23 protein-coding genes are annotated in these 22884 nt (G+C 66.4%); 10 read left to right on the forward strand and 13 right to left on the reverse strand.

Features of this window, described 5'->3' with window-relative positions; genetic code table 11:
• Positions 1 to 3 precede the first annotated feature (3 nt).
• Positions 4 to 516: a hypothetical protein gene (locus ACWEKR_RS16155; protein ID WP_452355111.1), complete on the forward strand. Its 513-nt coding sequence runs from the start codon at positions 4 to 6 to the stop codon at positions 514 to 516.
• Here the strand turns inward: ACWEKR_RS16155 and ACWEKR_RS16160 are convergent, their stop codons facing one another.
• The 3 genes from ACWEKR_RS16160 to ACWEKR_RS16170 form a co-directional block, all read right to left on the reverse strand.
• The gene (locus ACWEKR_RS16160) at positions 517 to 2298 is read right to left on the reverse strand and encodes an SDR family oxidoreductase (RefSeq protein ID WP_452355112.1); all 1782 of its coding nucleotides are present in this window, start codon (positions 2296 to 2298) and stop codon (positions 517 to 519) included.
• Between the two features lie 28 nt (positions 2299 to 2326).
• On the reverse strand, positions 2327 to 3364 hold the full coding sequence (locus ACWEKR_RS16165; RefSeq protein WP_452355141.1) for a PDR/VanB family oxidoreductase: 1038 nt from the start codon (positions 3362 to 3364) through the stop codon (positions 2327 to 2329).
• Between the two features lie 62 nt (positions 3365 to 3426).
• Positions 3427 to 4329: a metal-dependent hydrolase gene (locus ACWEKR_RS16170; RefSeq protein ID WP_452355113.1), complete on the reverse strand. Its 903-nt coding sequence runs from the start codon at positions 4327 to 4329 to the stop codon at positions 3427 to 3429.
• Between the two features lie 197 nt (positions 4330 to 4526).
• On the opposite strand from ACWEKR_RS16170, the gene ACWEKR_RS16175 reads away from it, so the two are divergent.
• Positions 4527 to 5918 (forward strand): WS/DGAT/MGAT family O-acyltransferase, encoded by a 1392-nt coding sequence (locus tag ACWEKR_RS16175; protein WP_452355114.1) that lies wholly within the window; start codon positions 4527 to 4529, stop codon positions 5916 to 5918.
• Between the two features lie 44 nt (positions 5919 to 5962).
• Here ACWEKR_RS16175 and ACWEKR_RS16180 read toward each other — a convergent pair whose 3' ends face one another.
• Positions 5963 to 6859 carry an alpha/beta fold hydrolase gene (locus tag ACWEKR_RS16180; protein ID WP_452355115.1) on the reverse strand — a complete coding sequence of 299 codons (897 nt, stop codon included), beginning with the start codon at positions 6857 to 6859 and terminating at the stop codon, positions 5963 to 5965.
• A gap of 570 nt (positions 6860 to 7429) precedes the next feature.
• On the opposite strand from ACWEKR_RS16180, the gene ACWEKR_RS16185 reads away from it, so the two are divergent.
• Complete coding sequence (locus ACWEKR_RS16185; RefSeq protein ID WP_195086928.1) at positions 7430 to 8173, forward strand: glucose 1-dehydrogenase; 744 nt, start codon at positions 7430 to 7432, stop codon at positions 8171 to 8173.
• A 1-nt stretch (position 8174) separates the two neighbouring features.
• Here ACWEKR_RS16185 and ACWEKR_RS16190 read toward each other — a convergent pair whose 3' ends face one another.
• Positions 8175 to 9176, reverse strand: a complete 1002-nt coding sequence (locus ACWEKR_RS16190) for a YdcF family protein (protein WP_452355116.1) — start codon at positions 9174 to 9176, stop codon at positions 8175 to 8177.
• A gap of 199 nt (positions 9177 to 9375) precedes the next feature.
• On the opposite strand from ACWEKR_RS16190, the gene ACWEKR_RS16195 reads away from it, so the two are divergent.
• Positions 9376 to 10566, forward strand: a complete 1191-nt coding sequence (locus ACWEKR_RS16195) for a lipase family protein (protein WP_452355117.1) — start codon at positions 9376 to 9378, stop codon at positions 10564 to 10566.
• Between the two features lie 83 nt (positions 10567 to 10649).
• Here the strand turns inward: ACWEKR_RS16195 and mbp1 are convergent, their stop codons facing one another.
• On the reverse strand, positions 10650 to 10901 hold the full coding sequence (mbp1, locus tag ACWEKR_RS16200) for a microaggregate-binding protein 1 (protein WP_195086934.1): 252 nt from the start codon (positions 10899 to 10901) through the stop codon (positions 10650 to 10652).
• A 69-nt stretch (positions 10902 to 10970) separates the two neighbouring features.
• On the opposite strand from mbp1, the gene ACWEKR_RS16205 reads away from it, so the two are divergent.
• Entirely contained in the window at positions 10971 to 11537 is a 567-nt protein-coding gene (locus ACWEKR_RS16205) for a DUF6010 family protein (RefSeq protein ID WP_452355118.1), read from the forward strand.
• A gap of 54 nt (positions 11538 to 11591) precedes the next feature.
• Here ACWEKR_RS16205 and ACWEKR_RS16210 read toward each other — a convergent pair whose 3' ends face one another.
• From ACWEKR_RS16210 to ACWEKR_RS16220, 3 genes are all read right to left on the reverse strand, one after another.
• Complete coding sequence (locus ACWEKR_RS16210) at positions 11592 to 11873, reverse strand: helix-turn-helix transcriptional regulator (RefSeq protein WP_159850221.1); 282 nt, start codon at positions 11871 to 11873, stop codon at positions 11592 to 11594.
• Between the two features lie 642 nt (positions 11874 to 12515).
• Positions 12516 to 13979: an MDR family MFS transporter gene (locus ACWEKR_RS16215; RefSeq protein ID WP_159850223.1), complete on the reverse strand. Its 1464-nt coding sequence runs from the start codon at positions 13977 to 13979 to the stop codon at positions 12516 to 12518.
• Positions 13980 to 14358: 379 nt separating this feature from the next.
• Positions 14359 to 15477: an AI-2E family transporter gene (locus tag ACWEKR_RS16220; protein WP_452355142.1), complete on the reverse strand. Its 1119-nt coding sequence runs from the start codon at positions 15475 to 15477 to the stop codon at positions 14359 to 14361.
• Between the two features lie 329 nt (positions 15478 to 15806).
• Here ACWEKR_RS16220 and ACWEKR_RS16225 point away from each other — a divergent pair, with 329 nt between their 5' ends.
• Positions 15807 to 16928: an alpha/beta hydrolase gene (locus tag ACWEKR_RS16225; RefSeq protein WP_452355119.1), complete on the forward strand. Its 1122-nt coding sequence runs from the start codon at positions 15807 to 15809 to the stop codon at positions 16926 to 16928.
• A 37-nt stretch (positions 16929 to 16965) separates the two neighbouring features.
• Here the strand turns inward: ACWEKR_RS16225 and ACWEKR_RS16230 are convergent, their stop codons facing one another.
• The 3 genes from ACWEKR_RS16230 to ACWEKR_RS16240 all read right to left on the reverse strand — a co-directional run bounded on the left by ACWEKR_RS16230 (position 16966) and on the right by ACWEKR_RS16240 (position 19275).
• A complete protein-coding gene (locus tag ACWEKR_RS16230) occupies positions 16966 to 17526 on the reverse strand; it encodes a TetR/AcrR family transcriptional regulator (protein ID WP_452355120.1) in 561 nt (186 codons plus the stop codon).
• Between the two features lie 125 nt (positions 17527 to 17651).
• A complete protein-coding gene (locus ACWEKR_RS16235; RefSeq protein ID WP_452355143.1) occupies positions 17652 to 18797 on the reverse strand; it encodes an IS110 family transposase in 1146 nt (381 codons plus the stop codon).
• 217 nt (positions 18798 to 19014) lie between these two features.
• Positions 19015 to 19275 (reverse strand): hypothetical protein, encoded by a 261-nt coding sequence (locus tag ACWEKR_RS16240; RefSeq protein WP_452355121.1) that lies wholly within the window; start codon positions 19273 to 19275, stop codon positions 19015 to 19017.
• Between the two features lie 499 nt (positions 19276 to 19774).
• On the opposite strand from ACWEKR_RS16240, the gene ACWEKR_RS16245 reads away from it, so the two are divergent.
• The 4 genes from ACWEKR_RS16245 to ACWEKR_RS16260 all read left to right on the forward strand — a co-directional run bounded on the left by ACWEKR_RS16245 (position 19775) and on the right by ACWEKR_RS16260 (position 22190).
• Complete coding sequence (locus ACWEKR_RS16245; protein WP_452355122.1) at positions 19775 to 20113, forward strand: WXG100 family type VII secretion target; 339 nt, start codon at positions 19775 to 19777, stop codon at positions 20111 to 20113.
• Positions 20110 to 20409, forward strand: coding sequence for a WXG100 family type VII secretion target (locus ACWEKR_RS16250; RefSeq protein WP_452355123.1), 300 nt, complete (start codon positions 20110 to 20112; stop codon positions 20407 to 20409). Before ACWEKR_RS16245 ends, ACWEKR_RS16250 begins: the two co-directional genes overlap by 4 nt.
• A gap of 132 nt (positions 20410 to 20541) precedes the next feature.
• Entirely contained in the window at positions 20542 to 21804 is a 1263-nt protein-coding gene (locus ACWEKR_RS16255) for a hypothetical protein (RefSeq protein WP_452355124.1), read from the forward strand.
• A complete protein-coding gene (locus ACWEKR_RS16260) occupies positions 21804 to 22190 on the forward strand; it encodes a hypothetical protein (RefSeq protein ID WP_452355125.1) in 387 nt (128 codons plus the stop codon). Before ACWEKR_RS16255 ends, ACWEKR_RS16260 begins: the two co-directional genes overlap by 1 nt.
• Before the next feature lie 501 nt (positions 22191 to 22691).
• Here ACWEKR_RS16260 and ACWEKR_RS16265 read toward each other — a convergent pair.
• Positions 22692 to 22884 (reverse strand): hypothetical protein (locus tag ACWEKR_RS16265; protein WP_452355126.1); only part of this gene is annotated, 193 nt, incomplete at its 5' end.

A 22884-nucleotide genomic window follows, 5' to 3' on the forward strand; every position in this document is an offset into this window, starting at 1 on the left:
GTGGTGAACTTCAGGTTGCGTCGATCCCCGGCGCGCGAGATCGACCTGACGGCCGTCCGCGCCGCCGTCGCCGCGCTGGAACTGCCCGAAGCCGTTTACAAGACCTGTCCGTGGCAGCCGCGGGAATCGGTGGAAACGGGTCTGCGGCAGTGGCTGCTGTGCTGCGGCGCCGCCATGCGCGACGATCGGGTGATCGGCATGCCGTCGCACGCGGTGGACGAGGCATGGCACGGGTTCATCCTCTGCACCAAGCGCTACGCCGATTTCTGCGCTACTGCCTACGGCCGCTTCCTGCATCACTTTCCAGAAGGCGACGGGCCGCCGAACCCGGCGCACGGGACCATGGCCGAGCAGCTCGGCCGCACCGTGGTGGCATGGTCGTTCGTGGCAGCGCCGGGCGAGGAATGCGTGCTGTGGGATCTGGATCGCCGGGTGGGCGTCGAGCACCCGTGGGGCATCGAGCGCGCGCGAGTCGAGGCCGTCGAGGCCGAACTCGCCCGCACCCTCGCCTCCTGATCAGGTCAGCTTCACCCGCGCCGCCAGGAATCGGACGATGCCCGGCGCCAGCCGCCCGAAGTGGTACTGCAAGTGGGCCTCCGGCGTCACCGGCACGATGCTGTGATTGCCCTCGACGGCCCGCACGATCCGCTCGGCCACCTTCTCCGGGCCGTAACGACGCATCCGGTAGAGGTTGTCGTAGCGCTCCTGCTTGCGCTTCTCCTCCTCCGCGCCGACACCGGAGAACCGGGTGCGCCGCACGATATCGGTGTGCACGATGCCGGGGCAGATGGTGTGCACCGCAATGCCGCGTCCGGCCACTTCGGCTCGCAGACAGTCGGAGAACATGAACACCGCCGACTTGCTGGTGGCGTAGGCGCTGAACCCCTGCTGCGGGCTGTAGGCCGCCATGCTGGAGAGATTCACGATGTGCCCGCCGAGGCCGCGTTCGGCCATGGCCGGACCGAACGCGCGACAACCGTTCACCACGCCCCCGAGGTTGATCCGCAGCACCCGGTCGAAGTCCTCCGCCGAGGTCTCGAAGAATCCACCGGCCTGACCGATCCCGGCGTTGTTGATCAGGATGTCCGGCACGCCGTGGGTACGCAGCACCGTCGCGGCGTGCTCCCGCATCGAGCCTTCGTCGGCGACATCGAGCGGATACGCGTGCGCCACCCCGTGTTCGGCGGCGATCAGCTCGGCGGTCTCCTTCGCCGCCGCGACATCGATGTCGGAGACGACGACCTCGGCGCCACGACGGGCCAGGGCGAGCGCGGTCGCACGGCCGATTCCGCTGCCCGCGCCGGTGATGACCACCAGCTGGTCTTCGAACGGCCGCGCGGGGCGGCCGACTTCGGCGCGGCGCAGGGTCCGTGGCGCCGCCGCGCCCCCGAGTGTATCGATCAGTTCGGTGGTCGCGGTGGCCAGCAGTTCCGGATGCGAGAACGGCATCCAGTGCCCGGCGGCCACGTCCCGCCGCCACAACCGGTCGGTCCACTTGGGTGCGTCGTCGAATCCCGCGGGCCGCACGGCGACGTCGCGTGCGGCGACGATCAGTTGCACCGGCACCTCGGTGTGCCGCTCACGCGGAGCGAGCACGCGTTGCACGATGTTCGCGCGGTAGATCAGCAATCCGTCGACGATGTCGGCGCGGAAGGTCGGGCCGAGGCGCACGTTCGACGGCGCGGTCTCGTTCATGATCGAGACGACCCGCCGCCAGATGCGTTCGGTCCCGACCAGGCCGAAGGTGGCGCGCGGCAGCCCGGGGGTCATGAAGAAGAAGGTGTAAGTCGACGAGAGCAACTGGGTGAACGGCTGCCACACGTTGCGCGGCGTCGGGCGGGCCAGCCGGTCGCGGATCCACTTGCCGATGTGGTCCAGGTTCGGCCCCGAGACGGAGGTGAACGACGCGATCCGGTCGGCCGCGCGGGGCTCGCACACCGCTTCCCATACCTGCACCGAACCCCAGTCGTGGGCGAGCACGTGCACCGGCCGGTCGGGGCTCACCGCGTCGGCGACGGCGTAGAAGTCCGCGGCCAGGCGATCGAGCCGGAAGTCGGCGGTGCGCCGGGTGCGGGTGGAGCGCCCGTGCCCGCGGGTGTCGTAGGCGACGACGTGGAACCGCTGGGCCAGCTTCGGCACCACCGCGTCCCAGAGGTGATGGGTGTCGGGCCAGCCGTGCACCAGCACCACGGTTTCCGCGGCCGGGTCACCGTGTTCGTAGACGGCGAGGTCGAATTCGCCGCTGCGCACGGTTCGTTCGACCGCCGTGAGTTCGGCGATTTCGGTAGTGGTCATCATTCTCTCCTCGACCGGCTCGGCAGCCGGATCACAGATCGAGCACGAGGCGGCCGCCGTCGGCGCGCGAGACGCAGACGAGCATCGCGCCCGCCGAGCGTTCGGCATCGGTGAGGACGCTGTCGCGGTGGTCGGGTTCGCCGGCCAGCACCCGGACCTTGCACGTGCGGCAGAAACCCTGCCTGCACGAGTACGGGCGGTCGGGCCGGGAGGCGAGGACGGCGTCGAGCGCGGAACGATCCGCGCCGACCTCCACAACCTCCCCGGTGGAGGCGAATTGGATCTCGAACGGCTTGCCGTTCACGATCGGCGGTGGCGAGAACCGCTCCGAATGCAGTTCCACGTAGGGCATTTCACGTACGGCGTCGGCGATCACGGTGATCATCGGCACCGGGCCGCAGCAATAGACCGCCGTGTCCGGCCCGACGCCGGGCAGTAGGGCGCTCGCATCGGGGAGGCCGTGCTCGTCGTCGGTGCGCACGACGACGCGATCGCCGAATGCCGTGATCTCCGCGAGGAAAGGCAGCGTGTCCCGGCTGCGCCCGGTGTACACCATGGTCCATTCGACGCCCAGGCGGTGCGCCAGCCTGACCATCGGCAGAATCGGCGTGATGCCGATGCCGCCGGCGACGAAATGCAGGCGCGCGGCGGGCGATCCATGGCCGGGCACGGCGAACGGGAAGGCGTTGCGCGGCCCGCGCGCCACGATCGGCGAGCCCAACGGGAGCGCGTCGTGCACCTCCACGGAACCGCCGCCGCCTTCCGGGATCCGGCGCACTGCCACCCGGTAGGCGCGCACGTCGGCCGGGTCGCCGCACAGTGAGTACTGCCGCAGGCGGCCGGACGGCAGCTCCAGGTCGAGGTGGGCGCCGGGGCGCCAAGGCGGCAGCGCGCGCCCGTCCGTGGCGGCCAGCCGCAGGCTGACCACGTCCTGGTCGTGCGCCTCGATCCGCCGATCGGTGACCACGAGCGCCAGCCGCCGGTCGTCCACCCGCGAACGCGGCTCGCGCCGGTTGACCAGCGTGGTCCAGCGCAGTCGCGCCGAGGCCACAGCGTCGAGCACCCGCACGGTGCGGTCGACCTCGCCCCTACCGAACAGATCCGCGGGTAAGCGCTCGGGAACGGGCGCCTTCACGAGGCCCGTGCCTGCGCCGCCGGGGATTTCGCCAGATAGGCCACCGCCTGCGCGGTGCAACCCACCGTCTCGGGGTTGTAGCCGGGTTCGAAGGTGCTCAGCGCACTCCACAACAGCGATGCAACGCCGGGCAACGCGCCGCGCCACATCGCGCCGGAGACTTTCGCGAGCAGACGGGGGTAGCCGAGGTCGGGCAGGTCCCGGTCCTGGTGGACGAGGAACTTGGTGCCGCGCACCACCAAGGTCAGGAAAATGGGGAACACCAGCAGCATCAGTCCGGCGCGCCGCATGTACCCGGCGCCGAAGTAGACGGCCACATCGTGTGCGACGTGCCGGTGCTCGACTTCCTCCGCCCCGTGCCAGCGGAACAGGTCCGCCATGCGGGGATCGGCGCCGAACCGCTCGAGATCGGCATTGAGCACCCAATCGCCCAGATAGGCGAAGAAGTGTTCCAGGCAGGCGATGAAGGCCAGCCGCTCGACCAGCACCTGTCGTTCGGCCACGCCGGTGCCGTCTCTCGGCCCGAGCGTGCGGCGGAACAGGTACTCGGCCTGGCGCAGGTAGGGCCCGGGGTCGATGCCGTGCACGGCGAGCACGTCGTGCAGCACCTTGTCGTGGGTCTCGGCGTGCATCGATTCCTGGCCGATGAACCCGAGCATCGCCTCGCGCAGCTTCTCGTCCCGCACGTACGGCAGCGCCTCCGCGTACGCCGCGCAGAACATGCGCTCGCCCTCGGGCAACAGCAGATTCAGCGAGTTGATCAGATGCGAGGCGATGGGCTCGGCGGGCATCCAGCGCAGCGGTGTGTCCGACCAGTCGAAGCGCACGTTGCGGGCGTGCAGCGCCACGGCGCCCGGGTCGGTGTCGGGCCGTCGCCCGGCCCTGCGAAGTAGCTTCATCGATACTCCTCGATCGGCACGCGCCCGCAACCGTCGCGCGATTCCTACATATCCGTAGTAAGGATCATACACATATATAGAACCTTGAGTAACACACAAAATGACCGACAGCGCTGTACGGTGACACGAATTCGCGACAGTCGTCACACCCGTCGCTTCCGGCACGAAACTAGAACGCGTTCTAGTAGGCTTTCGCTATGGAACGTTTGACCGGATTGGATGCCAGCTTTCTCTACTTGGAAACCGGGACCCAGCATCTGCACGTCTGCGCGCTGCTGATCCTCGACCCGTCGCCGGGTGACTACTCGTTCGAGGGATTCAAAGCCGAACTGTCCCGGCGGATTCCGCTGATCCCGCAGATGCGCCGCCGGGTATACGAGGTGCCGTTGAATCTCGACCATCCCGTCTGGGTGGAGGACGCCGACTTCGACCTCGACTACCACGTGCGCCGGATCGCCATCGCGGCGCCGGCCGGGCGCCGCGAACTCGCCGAACTGCTCGGCGACATCGCCAGCCGTCCCATGGATCGCGATCGCCCGCTGTGGGAGATGTCCGTCGTGGAGGGCCTCGACGACGGGAAGGTCGCGGTGATCTGCAAATACCACCACGCCGCGGTGGACGGCATCACCGGCGCCAACCTCATGATGCACTTGTGCGATCCGGAGCCCGGCATCACCAAGGAGGTGCCCGAACAGCAGTGGCGCCCCGAGCCGAAACCGAACGACTGGCAACTGCTGGCCGAAGCGGTGGTGAAGTTCCCCGCCCGGGCGGGCATCGTCGGCATGCTGCCGAAAACCGTCGGTGTGGTCGCCGGCTTCGCGCAGCGTCGTCGCGAGAACAAGACGGGCATGGCAGTACCCTTCTCCGCTCCCCGCACGCCTTTCAATCTCGCCATTACCCCGCACCGCACCGTCGCGTTCACCCAAGTGGAACTAGACGCCATCAAGGAGATCCGCTCCGCGTTCGGCGTCAAGGTGAACGACGTGGTGCTGACCGTCGCCGCGGGTGCGCTGCGCGATTATCTGGCGGGGCGCGACGAATTGCCGGACCGGTCGCTCATCGCGTCCGTGCCCGTCTCGGTGCACGAATCGACCAGGCACACCGCGGGCATCAACAAGGTCTCCGCGCTGTTCGCGCGGCTCGGCACCGACATCGCCGACCCGGTGCAACGCCTGCGGGAGGTCGCCGAGGCCAATCGCGGGGCCAAGGAAGAACACGAAGTGATCGGCGCGGACTTCCTGCAGGACTGGTCGCAATACGCGCCGCCGAACACCTTCCGGCTCGCGGCCCGGATGTACTCGTCGCTCAAGCTGGCGGAGAAGCACCCCGTGGTGCACAACCTGGTGGTGTCCAACGTGCCCGGGCCGCCCATGCCGCTGTACTTCCTCGGCATCCGGGTGGACGGGATGTACCCGTTCGGCCCGGTGTTCCACGGTGCGGGCCTGTCGGTGACCGTGCTGTCGAACAACGACAAACTGAACTTCGGCTTCATCGCCTGCAAGGAACTCGTGCCCGACATCGCGGCGCTCGCCGACGCCGTTCCCGGTGTGGTCACCGAATTGCTTTCCGCGGCGCGGAAATCGGGCTGAGCGCCGGTTCCCTGTCCGCCACCGCCGCCGGACAGGGCGCCGATTCAGATCCGCGCGGCGACGGACTCGCAAGCTTCGAGCAACACCGGCACGAAACGGTCGGCCCCGAGTACGCAACAGGCGTGCCCGGCCGCGACACGGTGCACGCTCGCCCCCGGGATCATGCCCGCCATCTCCACCTGCCGATAGACCGGAATCGCCCGGTCCCGCGTGGTGACGACCACGGCCGTCGGCATCGTCAGGCTGTGCAGCCACGCGGTCGCGTCGAACCGCCCGACCACGGCCAGGATTTGGGTGAGCGCCCACCCGCTGGTGCTGCGGAACTCGCCGAACGCCCACCGATCCAACCGCCCCGGCGCCCAGGTGAGCACCGGAAGCTCGGGCAGGCGGCCCGCCAGCTTCTCGGCACGGCGGTAGGAATACGGCCCCACTGCGGCCGCGAAGGCGCCGAATGTTCGGTGAAAAGCGTGCTCGCGCCACTTCTTGCGGAATCGATAGGGCGTCGCGCACAGCACCAGCCCGCTCACCCGATCCGGATGGCGGCGGCCGGCCAGCAGGCTCACGATTCCGCCAAGGGAGAACCCGACGCAGACGGCGCGGTCGATGCTCAGCGCGTCGAGCACGGCCGCGACGTCGTCGGCGCAGTCCTGCAGATCGAACCGCTCGGAGCGGATGCCGCGCCCGTGCCACCGCTGACCGAACAGGACCACCCGGTATCGCCGCGCCAGCGCCGCCAGCGAGGGGAACCAGGTGAGGTACGCGGTGCATGCGGTGGCATGCAGGAGAACCAGCGTCGGCGCGTCCTTCGGCCCCGGGATGTCGACGACGTAGGTCCGGCCCCGGCCCGCCAGATCGATCAGGCGTCCATCGGGCACCTCGCCGATGTCCGGCACCCGGAAACGTCCGCCCAACCGCGTCACGCTTCGGCCGGAGTTCGTCATGACGCACCTCCCTGGGTCGCACCGCACGAACTTTTAGAACACGTTCTATACGATCATGGCACACCGGCGCCTCCGGGCTGCCGGGTTTCCCCGGCGAAGCGCGAGGACTGCACCACGTCTATGCGCCCCACCGTGCGGCGATCCCAGTGCGTCGCGCAACCGACGCGGAAACATCGCGGGCCACATCGACCGGGGCGGCGGTGGAGATCGGCCGATCGCAACGCGCGACGCCCACCCGACGGTTCGACGGAGACCGCGAGCGTCGACCTACACAGAGGTGAATTCGACATTCACCTGGCCTGGGTCCATATGTGATCCGGTGCGGAGCGACCGGCGGCCGTCCGGCCGCACTGCCCGGCCGAACCCGAGCCCGTCCGGCCTCGACGTCCCCTGAAGGACCGCCCGAACTCGACACCAGCGAGCATGAAGGCCGCGGCGCGCGCCCGCGCGACGGCACACCCGGACGCCCGTCCACTGGCCATCCACCCGGGTTACTGTCGCGGGACGCGCCCCGCAGGGCGAGTTTCTGTAACGTGTTTCACAAGTGTTCTAGAGACGGAGGTACCCCGCATGGGGCGGTTGACCGGCAAGGTGGCGTTGATCAGCGGCGGAGCGCGCGGAATGGGCGCGGCACACGCCAGGGCCCTGGTCGCCGAGGACGCCCGCGTGGTGCTGGGCGACGTGCTCGACGACGAGGGCGCCGCGGTCGCCGCCGAACTCGGCGACAACGCCGCCTACGCGCACCTCGACGTGCGCGAGCCGGAGGACTGGCGCAAAGCCGTCGATGCGGCGGTGCAGCGGTTCGGCTCGCTGAACGTCCTGGTGAACAACGCGGGCATCGTGAACGGCAATCTGCTCGTCGCGTTCGAGCTGGCCGAATGGCAGCGGATCATCGACATCAACCTCACCGGCACCTTCCTCGGCATGCAGGCGGCCACGCCCGCGATGATCGAGGCGGGCGGCGGCTCGATCATCAACATCTCCTCCGTCGAGGGCATGCGCGGCAGCCCGGGGCTGCATGGCTACACGGCCACCAAGTTCGCCGTGCGCGGCCTCACCAAATCCACCGCGCTCGAACTGGCGCAGTACAAGATCCGGGTGAATTCCGTGCATCCCGGCCTGATCCGCACCCCGATGACGGAGAACATCCCGGAGGACTTCCTGCAAATTCCGCTCGGCCGCGCCGCCGACCCGGCCGAGGTGTCCGCCCTGGTGACCTTCCTGGCCTGCGACGAATCGTCCTACACCACCGGAGCCGAGTTCGTCATCGACGGCGGTCTGACCGTGGGCGTGCCGCACAAGAGCTTCGGCTGACTCAGCCGCGGGCGGCCAGCAGAGCCAGCGGCGGCAGCGACACCAGCGCGACGCCCACCACGATATTGGTCCATTTGTAGGCCACCAGCAGCGCGGCGAATTCGCGCAGGAACGCGCTGGGCAGGTAGTAGAAGGCGGTCCGGGCGCCCGTCACCTCGGCGTCGAGGTGGAGGCGGCGCGCCAGGATCGCCGTGCGCAGCGCGTGGAAATTACTCGTCACCAGCACCATGCGCGTGGCCGGGCCGCGCTCGCCGAGCAACCGCTTGGTGAACAGCAGATTCTCCTCGGTGGATCCCGACCGGTCCTCCAGCACCACACGGTTTTCCGGCACGCCGCGGCCGATGAGGTAATCGGCCATCGCCGAGGCCTCGGAGACCTCCTCGTCGGCTCCCTTGCCGCCACTGGCGATGAGCAACGGAGCACGCCCCTCGGCCGTCTCACCGCGGTAGACCTCGATCGCCCGGTCCAAGCGCGCGGCCAGCAGCGGCGGCACTTCCCCGTCGACCAGTCCGGCTCCGTGCACGACGATCGCGTCCATCCCGGGCCGGTAGGGCAACAGGCCGTAGCAGAGCGAATACAGCAGGAACGCGGTGAACAAGAAGCCGACGTAGCTGATCGCCATCGTCAGCGATGCCAAAAGCACTGCGAACCAGCGGTTTCCGGTGAGGAGAGCCAGGCCCAGCACCACGTACGGCACCAGCAACGCGATGCCGAGCCCCAGCGGCAGCAGATTCGGGACATGCCAGCCCTCGCGGCGCACCAACTGCGCGCCGTTGGCGATCGACAACCCGGCGAGTACCAGCACCAGCAGCGGTGACAGCAGTACCACCAACGGTGCGAGCACCACCGGCAGGTCGCCGTCGACGATTCGGCCGACCGCCCATGCGCCGACGAACCCCGTCCCCAGAAGCAGCAACACCCCGTGGCCGAGCCGCCTTCGGTCCGTGCCGAATCGCACCGCGAACACACCGAGCAGGACTACGCCGACGACCAGCAGAAGCACCGGGCCACGGTAACCGACCGGTGAGCGCTGCGCCCGGCCGTCCCCGAGCGGCGCGGCTACCTCGGCTTTTTCCGATCGTCCCCTACAGTGTGCAGGTCCGGGCATCGGTCGCCGGCGACCGGCATCCGGGATGCATTCGACTTCAGCACACCAGCTTTACGCACCAGCACGTCGTGAGGAATGGGAGTCGACGAAGGACATGCTTCGATTGGTCATCGCCACCGCCGCGGCCGCGCTTTGTGTGATCACACCGCAAGCCGCGGCGCAGCCCATCTATCCCGCGCCGGATCCGGATCCGTTCTACGCCACTCCGGCCGATCTGGACCGCGCCGCGCCCGGCGACGTCCTCGCCGTACGGCCGATGCCGGCGCTGCCGACGTTCCCCGGCTCGACGGTCACGATGATCAAGTTCCGCTCGACCAACTCCGCGGGTGAGCCGATCGCGGCCACCACCACCGTGCTGACTCCGCCCGATCCCGCCCCCGGTGGGCCGCTGCTGTCCTATCAGCACATCATCAACGCACTCGGCACCCAGTGCGCGGTCTCCCGTGTGCTCTACACCAGCGACCCCAACCTGGCAGTGCGCGAAGCGCCTGCGCTCAACGCCTTGCTGCTGCGCGGCTGGTCGGTCGCTCTGCCCGACCACCTGGGGCCGACCAGCGCCTACGGGGCCGCGAAACTCGGCGGCATGATCACGCTGGACGGACTCCGGGCGGCCCGGCGGGTCGCGGAATTGGGATTGGCGGACAGCCCGATCGCCATGCTCGGGTACTCCGGCGGGGGGATGGCGAGCGCATGGGCGGCCGCGCTCGCGCCGACCTACGCGCCGGAACTGCCGCTCGTCGGCGTCGCCGCGGGCGGGGTGCCGATGAATCTGGTCAAAATGATCGAAGGCCTCGGCTACGCGCCGCACGCGGCCTTCGGTCTCGCCTTCGCCGCCGCTCTCGGGCTGGAGCGGGAATACCCGGCGCGACTGCCGGTGAGTGAACAGCTGAACTCGGAAGGGCTGTCGGTCCGCAACCGGATCGCCGACAGTTGCACCAACGAGATCCTGCTGGCCGGCGCGGGCCGGGGAATCGTGGACGTCGCGGCCTCGAATTCGCTGGCCGACGACAAGCGCGCACGGGGCGTGCTCGAGGAGAACAGCCTGGAACACTACGAAGGCGTCCCGGCCGTTCCGGTCTACCAATGGCGCGCCGAGATCGACGCCCTCATTCCGGTGGAGTCGATCGATGCCACGCTCCGGCGATACTGCGACGCGGGCGCGCGCGTCCTCTACGAGAAATTCCTCAGCCCGGACCACCTGTCCACCGCGGTGCTCGGCATACCGCCCGCCATCGATTGGCTGGACGCACGCTTCCGCGGCGTGCCCGCACCGACCAACTGTTGAGGGCGGCCCGGTCGGCGGTAGTCCACCGCCGACCGGGAGCGGATCGTTCCGCTGTACTGCCGCATCGGATCTCGCGCGGAGGACTAGACGTCCTTGCCGCTCTCGTAGGCGTTCTGACGCGCCTCGTCGAGATCCGCTTCAGCACGGGCCTTTTCGGCCTCGGCTTCCTTCTGCGCCGCGTCCCGCTGGGATTCGGCCTTGTCCTGCTGCGCGCGACCCTCTTTCTTCAGGTCCTCGTCACCGGTGACGACGCCAGCGGCTTCCTTCGCCTTCCCCTTGATGTCTTCCACGACACCCTCGACAGCTTCCCGGGGTCCGCTCTGATGCTCCGGCATCACATACCTCCCAATTCCTAGTCGGCTGACATCCGCCGCATACCCGACTCCGGCGACGTCAATCGTCGTGTGACGCCGACCACCCCCGATCGGTCTGACGCCGCCGCGGACGGGCCGCGCCAACTACGTTCCCGGTGGCAGATTTCCGGTGAGACGTGGCGTAAATGCCTCTGGGAAGGGCTCGCGCGCCTCGATAAATTCGGTTCGCGAAGGAGTCCGACCGCAAGGAGTTCAGCCACCATGAATTATGTCGCGCCGGTGCTGATCGGCATTCTGTACGCGGTGGTGATGTCGGCGATCCCGGAACCCCATCGTCGCCGCTTCAATGCCGTCATGGTCGCCGGTGCCGGGGCGGCATATCTCAGCGGCGGTGGAGCAGGCGGCTGGGAATTCGTATTCACGGCCGTCGTGACCTACTGCGCCTACCGCGGACTGGAGTCCTGGACCTACATCGGCACAGCCTGGCTCCTGCACACCGCATGGGATCTGTTGCACCACTTCAAAGGCACTCCCATCATCCCGTTCGCGCACGACTCATCCCTGGGATGCGCGATCTGCGACCCCGTCATCGCCGTGTGGTGCCTCTACGGCGGCCCCTCACTCTTCGGCTTCCGCCGCAATGCCGCCGTTTCCTGAACTGTCCTGCGCACCCCAGACATTCAGTTCGGGTGATCCGCGCCCGCGCTTCGGTCAGAGGTCATCGATGTCGATGAGCGCGTCCTGCAATGCGCGGGCGACCAGAGCGGCTTTCGTCGGCGCGGGGCGGCCGACCGCGGCGTACTTGTCCCTGATCCGTGCCAAGTGGGTGTTGACCGTCCCCAGCGAGATGTACAGACGCCGCCCGACTTCCACTTTCGAGTCCGACGCGATCCACGCCAGGAGCACTTCGATCTCCCGGCTGCTCAGCGCCGGACGCTCCCGCTCCAACGCGACGGGCAGCTGGTCATCCCTATGGTCGAACGCGATACTCATGAACTAATCCTTTGTAATCCTTTGATGTTGCGATTAATCGGAGGCCAGGTGCCGATGCCAACAGCGCACGGGTGCGGTCCTGCCCCGGTGAACACTCCTGGAGGACGATTTATCCGCGCAGCGCCGCGTGCACGTAGGGCGGGATGGAAAGACGTGGATTGAACCGGCCAGTTCGTCCCCCTCGAGTACATCCGTGCCGGATGTCTCGCGGTCACAGATCTGCCTCCGACCGAAACACCACGGTTTTGCGAAAAACAGTCTGCACTCGCCCCGAGCTGCGCGGGACCTGAACAGCAAACGTTCGGTCATATATCCGACCGAGCGCATCCGACAAGCCGGTGGTGGAAGATTCTGGTTGGTTTATTTCCCCATATAGTCGGGTTCTCGCCCGACTGGAACCACGCGTGCACAGCGACGCCGCGTGTCGATATTCGTGTCGGTCGGCGTATTCCTTCCTCGTTGCCGCAAACGTCGGCGCGGTGAGATCTTCGGCCACGAACTACGGCTCCAGCATCGGGTGGGCACTCCGCAGGGAACAGGGGTTGCCTGTTGCCGTTCCAGATGGCAACGGGCAACCCCGCCGGGATACGGCGAAGCCCCTGGCCGTCGATGCGGCCAGGGGCTTCCCGTGGTGCTATTCGTTCAGTGCTTGGTCAGTTGCGGCGTCGCAGCCTCGGACTCGACCGCTTGTTCCGGAGCCGCCGCCCGGCTCGGCAAGAGCACCGCCATGACGATCACGACCAGCGCCAGCGCCGCCGAGACGAGGAAGGCCAGGCGCATCCCGTCGAGGTGCGCGGTGACGAGGTCGGTGCCCTCGGCGGCGAGCGAGGTGGCGCGGGCCGACATCACCGTCACCACCAAGGCGGTGCCGAACGCCGCGGCGACCTGCTGCAAGGTGCCCAGCATGGAGCTGCCGTGCGAGTACAGATGCTGCGGCAGCGCACCGAGACCGAGCGTGAACACCGGGGTGAACGCCGCCGCCAGCGACACCATCAGCAGGATGTGCAGGCCAAGCAGTTGCCAGTACGGCATGGTCATCGAGATCTGGGTGAACCCGGCCAGCGATGCGGCGATGCCGATCGACCCCGGAATCACCAGCGAGCGTCCGCCGAACCGGTCGAACAGGCGACCGACGGTCGGACCGAGCAGGCCCATCGCCAGCCCGCCCGGCATCACCAGCAAGCCGGTGGCCAAGGGGCTCAGGCCACGCAGATTCTGCAGGTACAGCGGCAGCAGGATCATCGACCCGAGCATCGCCATGAACGCCACCGACATCAGGATCAGCGCCTTGGCGTAGGTGCCGGACAGCAGGACCCGCAGATCCAGCAGCGGAGTGCCGGTGCGCTGCAGGCGCAACTGACGCCACACGAACCCGGCGATCAGCGCGGAGCCCGCGGCGACGATCAGCGCCGGACCGGCCAGGTTGTCGCTCTCGAAGCGGCTGAGCCCGAACACCAGTCCGCCGAACCCGAGCGCGGCCAGAGCCACGCTGGCCGAGTCGATCTGCCCGGCCTGCGGTTCACCCACGTTCTCCAGCTGACGCAGCCCCAGCCAGGCGATCACACCGGCGATCGGCAGCACAAGTACGAAAAGCCAGCGCCACGAACCGATTTGCAGTACAGCCCCGGAGATCACCGGTCCCATCGCGGGCGCCACCGAGATGGCCAGCGTGACATTGCCCATCACCCTGCCGCGGTCGTGCTCGGCCACCACCGTCATCAGTGTGGTCATCAGCAATGGCATCATCACCGCGGTGCCGAAGGCTTGGACGACCCGGCCGAGCAGCAGCACCGCGAACGACGGCGCGACCGCCGACAGCGCGGTACCCGCCAGGAAGACGGCCATCGCCGCGGCATACGCCTGCCGGGTCGACACGCGCTGCAGGAACCAGCCGGTGGTCGGGATGACCGCCGCCATCGTCAGCATGAACGCCGTCGACACCCATTGCGCGGCCCGGTCGGTGATCGCGAGGTCCTCCATCAACCGCGGAATCGCGTTGATCATGATGGTCTCGTTCAGGATCACCACGAAAGTGGCGAGCACCAGCACCCGGATGACGGTCGGTGTCCGCCCTCCCGAGGCGGGAGCGGATAAGTCGACGGACATCGGATACCTCCGGAGGAAGGGTCGCTGACAGGAACATGTGGCCCGTTGCCGAGTCACCGGATCGCGTCCCGGCGCCACAACGATTGAGACGGTGTCGAATGCACGAACTCATCGGGCGCGGGTCAGTATTCCGGTCGGCACCGACACAAATCACCTTCTTTTCCGGTCGATCCTCCCGTCCTCGCGCCGGAAACCGCTGTTCAACAGGTACACGCACGTCCACCGAGAGATAATCGTGAGCCTGGTCACCATCTGCCGAGCTCGAGCGTCGGTGGTCGCGGCTGCTGCTACGCCGACAACCAGGCAGCCGCGGTGTCGCCCGAATCGAGCATCGCCACCGCCTCGCCCCGGTCGATCGGATCCAGCCGCTGGTAGATATTCAGCGTCCAGCCCTTCCGTCGGCGTCGGCTCGTTCATGATGGGCATCGTCGCCCGGATTCGCCGGTGCGCTGCTGATCAAGGCGCTGACCCAGCGGGTGGCGGGATCGATGTCGAGCAGTACCGCTTTGAGCAGCAGGGTGAGCGGGATGGCGAGCAATGCGCCGAGTGCGCCCAGCACCCAGGTCCAGAAGATTAGCGCCAAGAAGGTCACCGTCACGCTGAGGCCGACCGCGTCGCCGACGTACTTGGGCTGGATCAACGACTGGATGACGAAGTTGATCACGCTGTAGACCACGATCACCCAGATCATCAGCGTCGGACCGCCTTCGAGCAGCGCCAGCAGCGCGGGCGGAACCAGACCGACGACGAAACCGACGTTGGGGATGAAGTTGGTGATGAACGACAACACCGCCCACAGCAGTGGCAGCGGGACACCCAGCCACCACAGCGCAAGCCCGTCGAATACCGCGACGATGAATCCGAACACCGTGGACACGATCAGGTAGCGGCGGGTTCCCGTGGCGAAGGTCTCCAGCGCGAACGCGATATCGGGACGCACTTCGGTGACGATCTCGACCCGACGTCCCATCGATGTGGCGTCGAAGGCCATGAACAGCAGCAGCACGATGACGAAGACGAGGTCGGACAGCACGCCGGCCAGTCCGGTGAGGGCGGAGTGCAGCACCGTGGTCAGCCGGCGTAGGTCGACGCCACTGAGCAGGTCGCGGATCTGGTCGCCGCCCACACCGGCGTCGGCGAGCGATGCGCGCACCCCGCCGAGCAGATCATCGAATTCCTCGGCATAACCGGGCAATTCCGTGGCCAGTTGCGCGACCGACACCACCAGCACGCCCAGCAGCCCCACCACGATGGCATAGACCGCCGCCAGCGCCAGCGCCATGCCGACCCACGCCGGCAGTCCGCGCCGCCGCGCCCAGGCGTGGATCGGTTGCACCGCGACGGTGAGCATGAGAGCGAGGAAGACCGGACCGACTATGCCCGCGAACACCTTGATCCCGGCGATCGACACCACCGCCCCGGCGGCGGCCATCAGCACGATCAATCCGCGCGGGATGGACCACCCGTCACGCTGCCCGACAGGGGTCGCGTCATCCATCTCCGATGCCACCGGCGACTCCCATCGCACGTTGCTGCTCGTCAGGACCTGCTGGAGGATCGTATGCCCGCGCGGGCCCACCTTCCCTCATTCACAGGGGGTGCGGCGCGACAAAGACTGGTCACATGGTTGATGCCGCAGCTGGGGAGATGACCTGAAGGCGCTCGGTAGTGCCGGTACAGCGCGATTGGAGGTTCGGGTTGCCGCCAACTCGGATCCGTGACCCCGGCGGCTTCTTGACTGATGTTCAAGAAGCCTTTACCGTAACCGCGACCCGCTTCTTGGATGACGTCCAAGAAGAGCGGTGGTGAAGCGGGAGGACGCGAGTCATGGAAATGAGTGGGCCGGCCGATCGGCACGAGTCGGCAGCGGTGCGGCGGCGTGAGGTCTCGTTCACCTCTGGCCAGGACGAGTGCGCGGCATGGTTGTACACCGCGCCTGACCTGAACGGCCCGCGCCCGATGGTGATCATGGGGCACGGGCTCGGGGCGGTGCGGGAGATGCGCCTGGATGCCTACGCGGAACGGTTCGTCGACGCGGGGTGGTCGGTGCTGGTGTTCGACTACCGTCACCTCGGGGCCAGCGGCGGAGCACCGCGCCAGCTCCTCGATATCGGTCGGCAACGCGCCGATTGGCATGCCGCCCTGGCCTTCGTACGCACACTATCGGAGGTCGATGTCGACCGGATCGCGTTGTGGGGCAGCTCTTTCGGCGGCGGACATGTCCTTCAGGTCGCCTCCGAAGACACCCGAATCGCGGCGGTCGTGGCCCAGTGCCCCTTCACCGACGGACCGGCGTCGTTGCGCTCGCGTATCCGGACCGGCCCGCTGAGCGTAGTAGCGCTGACAGTGGCGGGCATCCTCGACACGGTCGGTTCCTGGTTCGGCGCGAAGCCGATCCTGTTGCCGATGGCGGGGACGTCGTGGATGCCCGCGTTCGTGGCCTCACCCGACGCCCTCGCCGGTGCTTCCGCACTTCTGCCCGCGGGGACCCGGCTCTCGCGGCGCACCAGCGCGTTGTTGAGACGGCTGCCCTCGGTACGGGCTCAGGTGTCGAAGAACATCGAGCTGACCGAGATCGACGGTGGGGAAGAACCCGTGACCGGTGTCGGTCGCGACAGCATGTGGGGTGTATTGCGCGGCCCGGACGGTGAATTCGATGCCGCCAACGCCCTGGCCGCACGGCTGGTGCTGCACCTTCCGCTCGATCGGCCCGGCCGCGCGCTGGCTCGCTTCAGCACTCCGACGCTGCTGTGTGTCTGCGACAACGACGCGGCCGCGCCCGCGAAGACCACGAAGCGGCGCGCGCGGGGCCTGGCACACGTGCACGTCCAGAACTACCCGTGCGACCACTTCGGCATCTACGTGGGCGAGCACTTCGAACGCGCCGTGCGTGACCAACTCGATTTTCTGGCAACACAATTCGACTACACCGCACGCAGCACGCAGTAGGTCGCCCCTGGCTCGTGGATGTGCGCAGAGCAGGCACTCAGCCGGCGGCTGCGGCAAGACTGCGCGCGCTGTTGAGCAACGTCTCGAGCACCGCGCGCCGCTGGGCCTGCTCCGTCGGATGCGTCAGCAAGCCTTCGACAACGAAAACGCCGATCGCGACCAGCGGATCCAGTTCGTCAGCGGGCACGCCGAGCTCGATCAGCTCCGCCCGGAACAATCCCTCGGCCAGCGCGTGGAACTGCTCGTGCCATTCCTGAATGGACGCGGACTTCTCGGCGCGCATGTGCACCGTGCTCACCAACCGCCCCAGTTGCTCCAATTCCTCGACCAGCCACAACAGCCGATCAGCCAGCCCCGAGCCCAGCAGTTCGCCGTAGGCGGCCATCGAGTCGGCCAGGACCGCGTCCAGGACCGCGATCAATACCGCGTCCTTGTCCTGGAAGTACCAGTACAGCGTGTTCGACACCACTCCGGCGTCGCGAGCGATCCGCGCCATCGACGCCGCGTCGTATCCCTCCTCGACGAACAACCGCCGAGCAGCCACCACGATCTCCGCGCGCTTCTCTTCCCGATCCTGCGGACGTCTGTTGCGAGGCATCTCCAGTCCTGATCTAGTGCGAGGACCTGATGCTATCTTGACCAGCCTCCAAGAACGGCCCCGACAGGGGAACCGATAGGAAGGCGACGGCCCGACGAACATCCTCAAATGGCTCCCCTCTCGTGTCAAGGCGCAGGTTGCAGGTCGACGTTATTCTGGTTGGTGGTGAGTCCGGGTTGTGGCTTGTCCGAAGTGCCGGTGTGCGGGGTTGAGCCGGTCGCGCTGGAGTCAGTAGCCGCCCCCGATTGCCCTCCCGGGCTTACCTTTTCCCGCTTTTGCTGGTCGGCGAGCATGCGGGTGTAGACGACGTTCGACAGTCGTCGTTTCAGGGCCCGCATCGCTTCCATCGAGGTCTTGCCGTCGGCTCTGCGGCGGTCGTAGTAGGTGCGCCCGGCGCTGGGACGGCGCAGTTGAACCATGGCCATCGTGTGTAGGACGCGGTTGATCTTGCGGTTTCCGGCGCGCGAGAGCCGATGCCGTTGCTGCTGACCCGAGGACGCATCTAGCGGTGCGGTGCCGTTCCAGGACGCGAACCGATTCCGGTCCCGGAAGCGGTGGATGTCAGCGACATCCGCCAGCAGTCGGGCCGCGCCGGCCGGTCCGATGCCGCGCAGATCGGCCAGCGTGGAACCGCGGTCGGTGACGAGTTGGCGCAGTTCTTTGTCCGCGGCTTTGATTTTGCGGTCGATGGTCGCCAGCTCGCCTATCAACTCCACGACCAGGCGGCGCCGGACCTTGCCGGCCGGGTCGCGCGGTTTGACGGTCGCCACCAGCTTTCGGGCTTGGGTGGCCGTCAGGAACTTCTTTGCGCCACCAGGAAAAAGTTCCAGCAGCAGTCGGTGCAGCCGGTTGACGGTGTCGGTGCGAGCCCGGCCGAGTTCGTCTCGGCGATCGGCCAGCATGCCCAACGCGATCAACTCCGAATCCGCCTGGACACGGCGCAGATCCGGTGCCCGCAACGCCGCCATCGCCACCGAATGGGCATCGACCGGATCGGTCTTGCGGCCGTTGCCGGTGGCGAACACTCGCACCTGGGCTGAGAGTTTCGCTGGCACGTCGATCACGGTTTCCCCGTCGTGGACCAGGCGGTGGGCGATGTGTCGGCCGATGCCGTTGCAGCCCTCGATCGCCCAGACCCGTTCGGTGTATCGCTGAGCGGCGGTGAGCATTTCGGTGTAGCCGGTGTTGTCTGTGCCGTATCGGCCCATGGCCAGCATCTTGCCGGTGGGGTCGATAATCTCGATCGTGGCTGAGCGTTTGTGCGGGTCCATTCCGATGATGACTGCCACCTGCGGTGTCCTTCCGGTCTCGGCGTGTGAGGTCCGTGCGGGAAGGCACCGCTACTTCGAGCTGGGCAGACCCCTCTTCAGCCATTCCCGGCACGGCACCCGGTGAGAGGCAAGCCATGTGAGAGCCACACCAATGATGCTGATGGGCAGCCGCTTATAGAGCTTCTCGCCGGGTACCTGGACCCGATCCTGGCCGGGATCAGGTCCTGGCACCAGTGTTAAGTAGCCGCTTATCGAACGCTTTCCCCTGATCACGATCAGTGAAGGCCATGCTGGATACTCGGTCGTCGATCGCTTGGTGCGGCCTGATCGTGTTGGATGTGACCCGGAACCGATGGACCTCCACATCCAGGGCATCGCCGTCGGCGATGACGCCCCGGAACAGGTGTTCATATTTCAAGGTGCCGAAAAATTTTCGCCCCACCGTTCGTCCGAGGCGACCGGACCCTGGTTCGGACATGCCGCCACAGCGGATCCGGCCCGTCGAACGCAGTCATGAACATGTCGTTCGTCGAATGAGCGCAGCGGTCGACAGAGGTTCTCCGCTCAGGCCAGAAACAGGTCAGCCAGCAATGGGCAAGTCTTCGCGATCAGCTACCCATTGGCAATCAATATCGGTTGCAGAATCCGCGGCCGAACTCCTCTTACATACGGCATGTGCTCAGCGCTCTGGCGTAGACAGGACAGTGCAGTGCCGACCGCCCGCGGAGGCACCGCCACCCACCTTTCCGCCGCGTCCACCAAACCGGCTACGACACCGAAGTTCAAGTGGTGCTCGACCAGTTCATCAATAAGATGGACCAGGCACGCTCGGCTGTCGCAACAGTCGGAACCACTGCAAGGCAATGAGTTTGATCCAGACCGGGAATCCGCTTCTCGGCGTCGACCACCTCGGACGCGACAACACTTGTGACCCGTCCAGGCCCGCGCCCCGATAGGACCCGGCTAGAATTCGCGTCATGAGTGATGGGGGGACGCCAGCCTCTGGTCCGAATCTCTCTGTGGTACCCGATGAGGTGCGGGAACTCGGCAAGTACGTCTACGAGTTGGCAGATGCGCTGCGCGGTGCGCTGGATTCCGCCGCGAAGGACGTCGCCTCGCTCACCGATGGCAGCTGGACCGGGGATGCGGCCAACGAGTTCTCCGCGGGCTGGACCGATGTCCGTGATGGTGGCTCCCAGATCATAAACGCCCTGACGGGTATGGCGGAGAAGCTCGGCGTCACCGCCGATACCTATCGGGCACGTGATGAGAGCAACGCCGCGTCCTTGAACACATCGAGCTTGGATCTGCCATGAACTCACGATTTTCGGTCGATCTCGACCACCTCGAAGAGATCGTCGCCCGCCTGTCAGGGCTCGCCGGCTTCATCGGCGAACATCTCGATGAAATCGATGACCGGGTCGCCACCTTGATCGGCACTGGCTGGGAAAGCGTCGCCGCTCGGGCATATGCCGAGGCCCACACTCAATGGGTCGCCGGCGCACGCGAATTCGTCGAAGGCGTCAGGGATATGAGCGACGCCGCGAAGGCTGCACACACGCGCTATACCCGTGCCGTCGATACCAATTACAAGATGTTCAACGGGGGGTAGCCCACCATAGGCGTACTGGTCATCGACTGGCAGACCTACTACGACGCCGCCAAGAAGTGCCATAGCCTCGCGACCGACCTCCGTACCGCCGACAAACCGGTCCACGATGCCGTCAAAGGTGAGTGCGCGGGCATGGCCGGTGACGCGCCGGGCTGTGAGCAATGGGGTAAAGCCTACGACCGCGCCGCCCAGGAAACGATGCAGACCTGCACGAACCTGGCCGACGCACTCACCAACTTCGGCAACATGCTCTACGCCGCCGGATACAACTGGGCACTGGCCAACAAGTCCAACCCGATGCCCGACCGCCCCACCGCCACAGCGATGTCGGAACACAAGGTATCGATCCCCACCTCAGTGGGAAGCAACGGCGACGGCGTCACCGAAGGCAACGGCAGCATCCCAGGCTTCTACGACGCCCTGGTCGGCAAGATCCAGGACGAGTTCGGCAGCAAGCTACCCAACGGCAACAAGGACAAGCTCGCCAAAGCCGCATCCACTTGGAAGACCTTCGCCGAACACCCCACCATCACCGTCGCTCCCGCCAGAATCACCGCAATCAGCAGCCTCTTCGACGACATCCAGGACAAGAAGGGCCTCGAAGCCCTCCTCGGACACCTCACTACTTTGAACAGCGGTGCCACTCAACTCGCCGCCGCATCCGTCGACCTCGCCGCGCCCGTCGGCGAATACAGCGAAGCCACCGCCGATGTCCGCGACAAATTCAAAGAAGCGGTCACCAACGCCCTGATCGCGGCCGGAGCCACAGTCGTCATCGGTGTCGCGGCCTCCTGGATCACTGCCGCTCTCAGCAACGTCGCCGCGGGCGTCGGGGTTCTGGCGATCGCCGGCAACACCGCCCGAGTGCTAAAGAGCACCTACGACATCAGCAAACTCATCAGGATCATCGGCGCCGCGGCCGCGGCAACAGGCACTGCCGCCTTCGTGGTCACAGCGTTCGACAAAGTCCCCAGCCTCACCGATATCGCCGTCAAACTCGGCGCCATCATCACCATGAAGGTGTACATCGATGACGACGGAAATCCCGCCAGCGGCGGTGATACATCCGGCGCTCCTTCGAGCGCGGTCACCGACGAGATGGCAAGAATGCTGCGAGAGGGCATCCATCCAGGCGAAGACTGTTCCGAAATCGCAGAACACTTGAAGAAGGTTGCCGCTGGAGCAGGAGAGATACTCAGAGTGGATCCCGCTCCCGGGCAAGAGGTAACCGTCGAAGAATATGGGCAACGTGAACAATTCCTATACCACGAGGTCTATACCGACGGAGAATACGTCTACGATCCCAGACACAGTCCTAACCCCATCCCTATCGAGCAATGGCGGAAGACTATTATGGGAGATAACCCCGGCGCCACAGTCAAGAAGGTAGGGTAATGAATTCTGGCGACTTCATCACTCGATTGAAGCGGTACGGAGACCTGGAGTGGTACCGCCACGCGGGCGGCCTCGGTGATGACGGCACTCCCACTCCACCACTTGTTGTGTGGCGCTTTCCCGAACCTCAACCAGCTGGCCTTGCCGAACTCTTGCACGAAGCCGCCTCCGCCGGCAATCGAGAGATCGACTGGCTCTTCGACACCACCCGACGAAACTGGGTGCTCGTGCCTTCACGAGTGATGGCAGAGAAAGAGCACCACGGACTGGCAACCGAAGCACAAGCCGCCGACCTCCTGACGAGGACGGATCCAGAGTTCTGCCACCGATCGGTACGGGATCTCGCGAGAATCATCGCAGTATTGGACCAATGTTCTGGCAACTGACTCACCGCGTAATCGAGATTTGCCAGCGGCTTAATGGGCTACATGCCACGCGAAGATCCGAGCCGTTAACGTCGATGGGACGATCGGCGACGCTGTCACCAATCTCCTTTCGGAGAAGGCTGGTGGACCGCGACCGAGTACCGTCAAGCCGGGCAATGCGGAGATGAATCACTGAGAATATTCGTCGAACAATTATCCCACCGAGATTCACCTCGATCGACGGTCAGTTCGGCACTTCTCGAGGCTGCTCACGTTCGCAATGGACATAGAGCCGGAGAGTGCGCGGGCCGACGACGAATGCTGGCGCACCGCACTTCCCGGCGAACGAAACGATTTGGTTGGGCCTCCAGAACTCCTGCTGCGGTACTGCCGCCGAGTCGAGGACCTCCCACACTATGACCGGCATGTCGCTGTTCGATGTCGATACACGCACGATCATCAGCCGAACCGACCCACACAACAGCTTGCGAGACAAAGTTGATTCACCCTCCGCCGCTTAATCTACAACGTTCCATACCAAAGGGTCACTGCGGCGGCAACGGGACCGTTCAACTGCCTTGCGCATTGAAATTCGCTGCTGTCACCGCAATTGCGTCGGTTGTCAACGGAACGCCAATCCGGACCATCTGACGGCAGTTCAATCTGGACCACCTGGCCGGTTGGATTGGTGGTTTCAGTCTTCAGTTGTGCCGGC

The organism is Nocardia sp. NPDC004573, assembly GCF_053602135.1.

Excerpts from the sequence above, each read along its gene's own strand:
- ACWEKR_RS16225 (WP_452355119.1), top strand. The coding sequence starts at position 15,807 with ATGGAAATGAGTGGGCCGGCCGATCGGCACGAGTCGGCAGCGGTGCGG.
- ACWEKR_RS16180 (WP_452355115.1), bottom strand. The coding sequence starts at position 6,859 with ATGACGAACTCCGGCCGAAGCGTGACGCGGTTGGGCGGACGTTTCCGG.
- ACWEKR_RS16260 (WP_452355125.1), top strand. The coding sequence starts at position 21,804 with ATGAATTCTGGCGACTTCATCACTCGATTGAAGCGGTACGGAGACCTG.
- mbp1 (WP_195086934.1), bottom strand. The coding sequence starts at position 10,901 with ATGCCGGAGCATCAGAGCGGACCCCGGGAAGCTGTCGAGGGTGTCGTG.
- ACWEKR_RS16255 (WP_452355124.1), top strand. The coding sequence starts at position 20,542 with ATGGCCGGTGACGCGCCGGGCTGTGAGCAATGGGGTAAAGCCTACGAC.
- ACWEKR_RS16185 (WP_195086928.1), top strand. The coding sequence starts at position 7,430 with ATGGGGCGGTTGACCGGCAAGGTGGCGTTGATCAGCGGCGGAGCGCGC.
- ACWEKR_RS16220 (WP_452355142.1), bottom strand. The coding sequence starts at position 15,477 with ATGGATGACGCGACCCCTGTCGGGCAGCGTGACGGGTGGTCCATCCCG.
- ACWEKR_RS16170 (WP_452355113.1), bottom strand. The coding sequence starts at position 4,329 with ATGAAGCTACTTCGCAGGGCCGGGCGACGGCCCGACACCGACCCGGGC.
- ACWEKR_RS16245 (WP_452355122.1), top strand. The coding sequence starts at position 19,775 with ATGAGTGATGGGGGGACGCCAGCCTCTGGTCCGAATCTCTCTGTGGTA.
- ACWEKR_RS16160 (WP_452355112.1), bottom strand. The coding sequence starts at position 2,298 with ATGATGACCACTACCGAAATCGCCGAACTCACGGCGGTCGAACGAACC.
- ACWEKR_RS16195 (WP_452355117.1), top strand. The coding sequence starts at position 9,376 with ATGCTTCGATTGGTCATCGCCACCGCCGCGGCCGCGCTTTGTGTGATC.
- ACWEKR_RS16250 (WP_452355123.1), top strand. The coding sequence starts at position 20,110 with ATGAACTCACGATTTTCGGTCGATCTCGACCACCTCGAAGAGATCGTC.
- ACWEKR_RS16210 (WP_159850221.1), bottom strand. The coding sequence starts at position 11,873 with ATGAGTATCGCGTTCGACCATAGGGATGACCAGCTGCCCGTCGCGTTG.
- ACWEKR_RS16240 (WP_452355121.1), bottom strand. The coding sequence starts at position 19,275 with ATGTCCGAACCAGGGTCCGGTCGCCTCGGACGAACGGTGGGGCGAAAA.
- ACWEKR_RS16235 (WP_452355143.1), bottom strand. The coding sequence starts at position 18,797 with ATGGACCCGCACAAACGCTCAGCCACGATCGAGATTATCGACCCCACC.
- ACWEKR_RS16230 (WP_452355120.1), bottom strand. The coding sequence starts at position 17,526 with ATGCCTCGCAACAGACGTCCGCAGGATCGGGAAGAGAAGCGCGCGGAG.
- ACWEKR_RS16215 (WP_159850223.1), bottom strand. The coding sequence starts at position 13,979 with ATGTCCGTCGACTTATCCGCTCCCGCCTCGGGAGGGCGGACACCGACC.
- ACWEKR_RS16175 (WP_452355114.1), top strand. The coding sequence starts at position 4,527 with ATGGAACGTTTGACCGGATTGGATGCCAGCTTTCTCTACTTGGAAACC.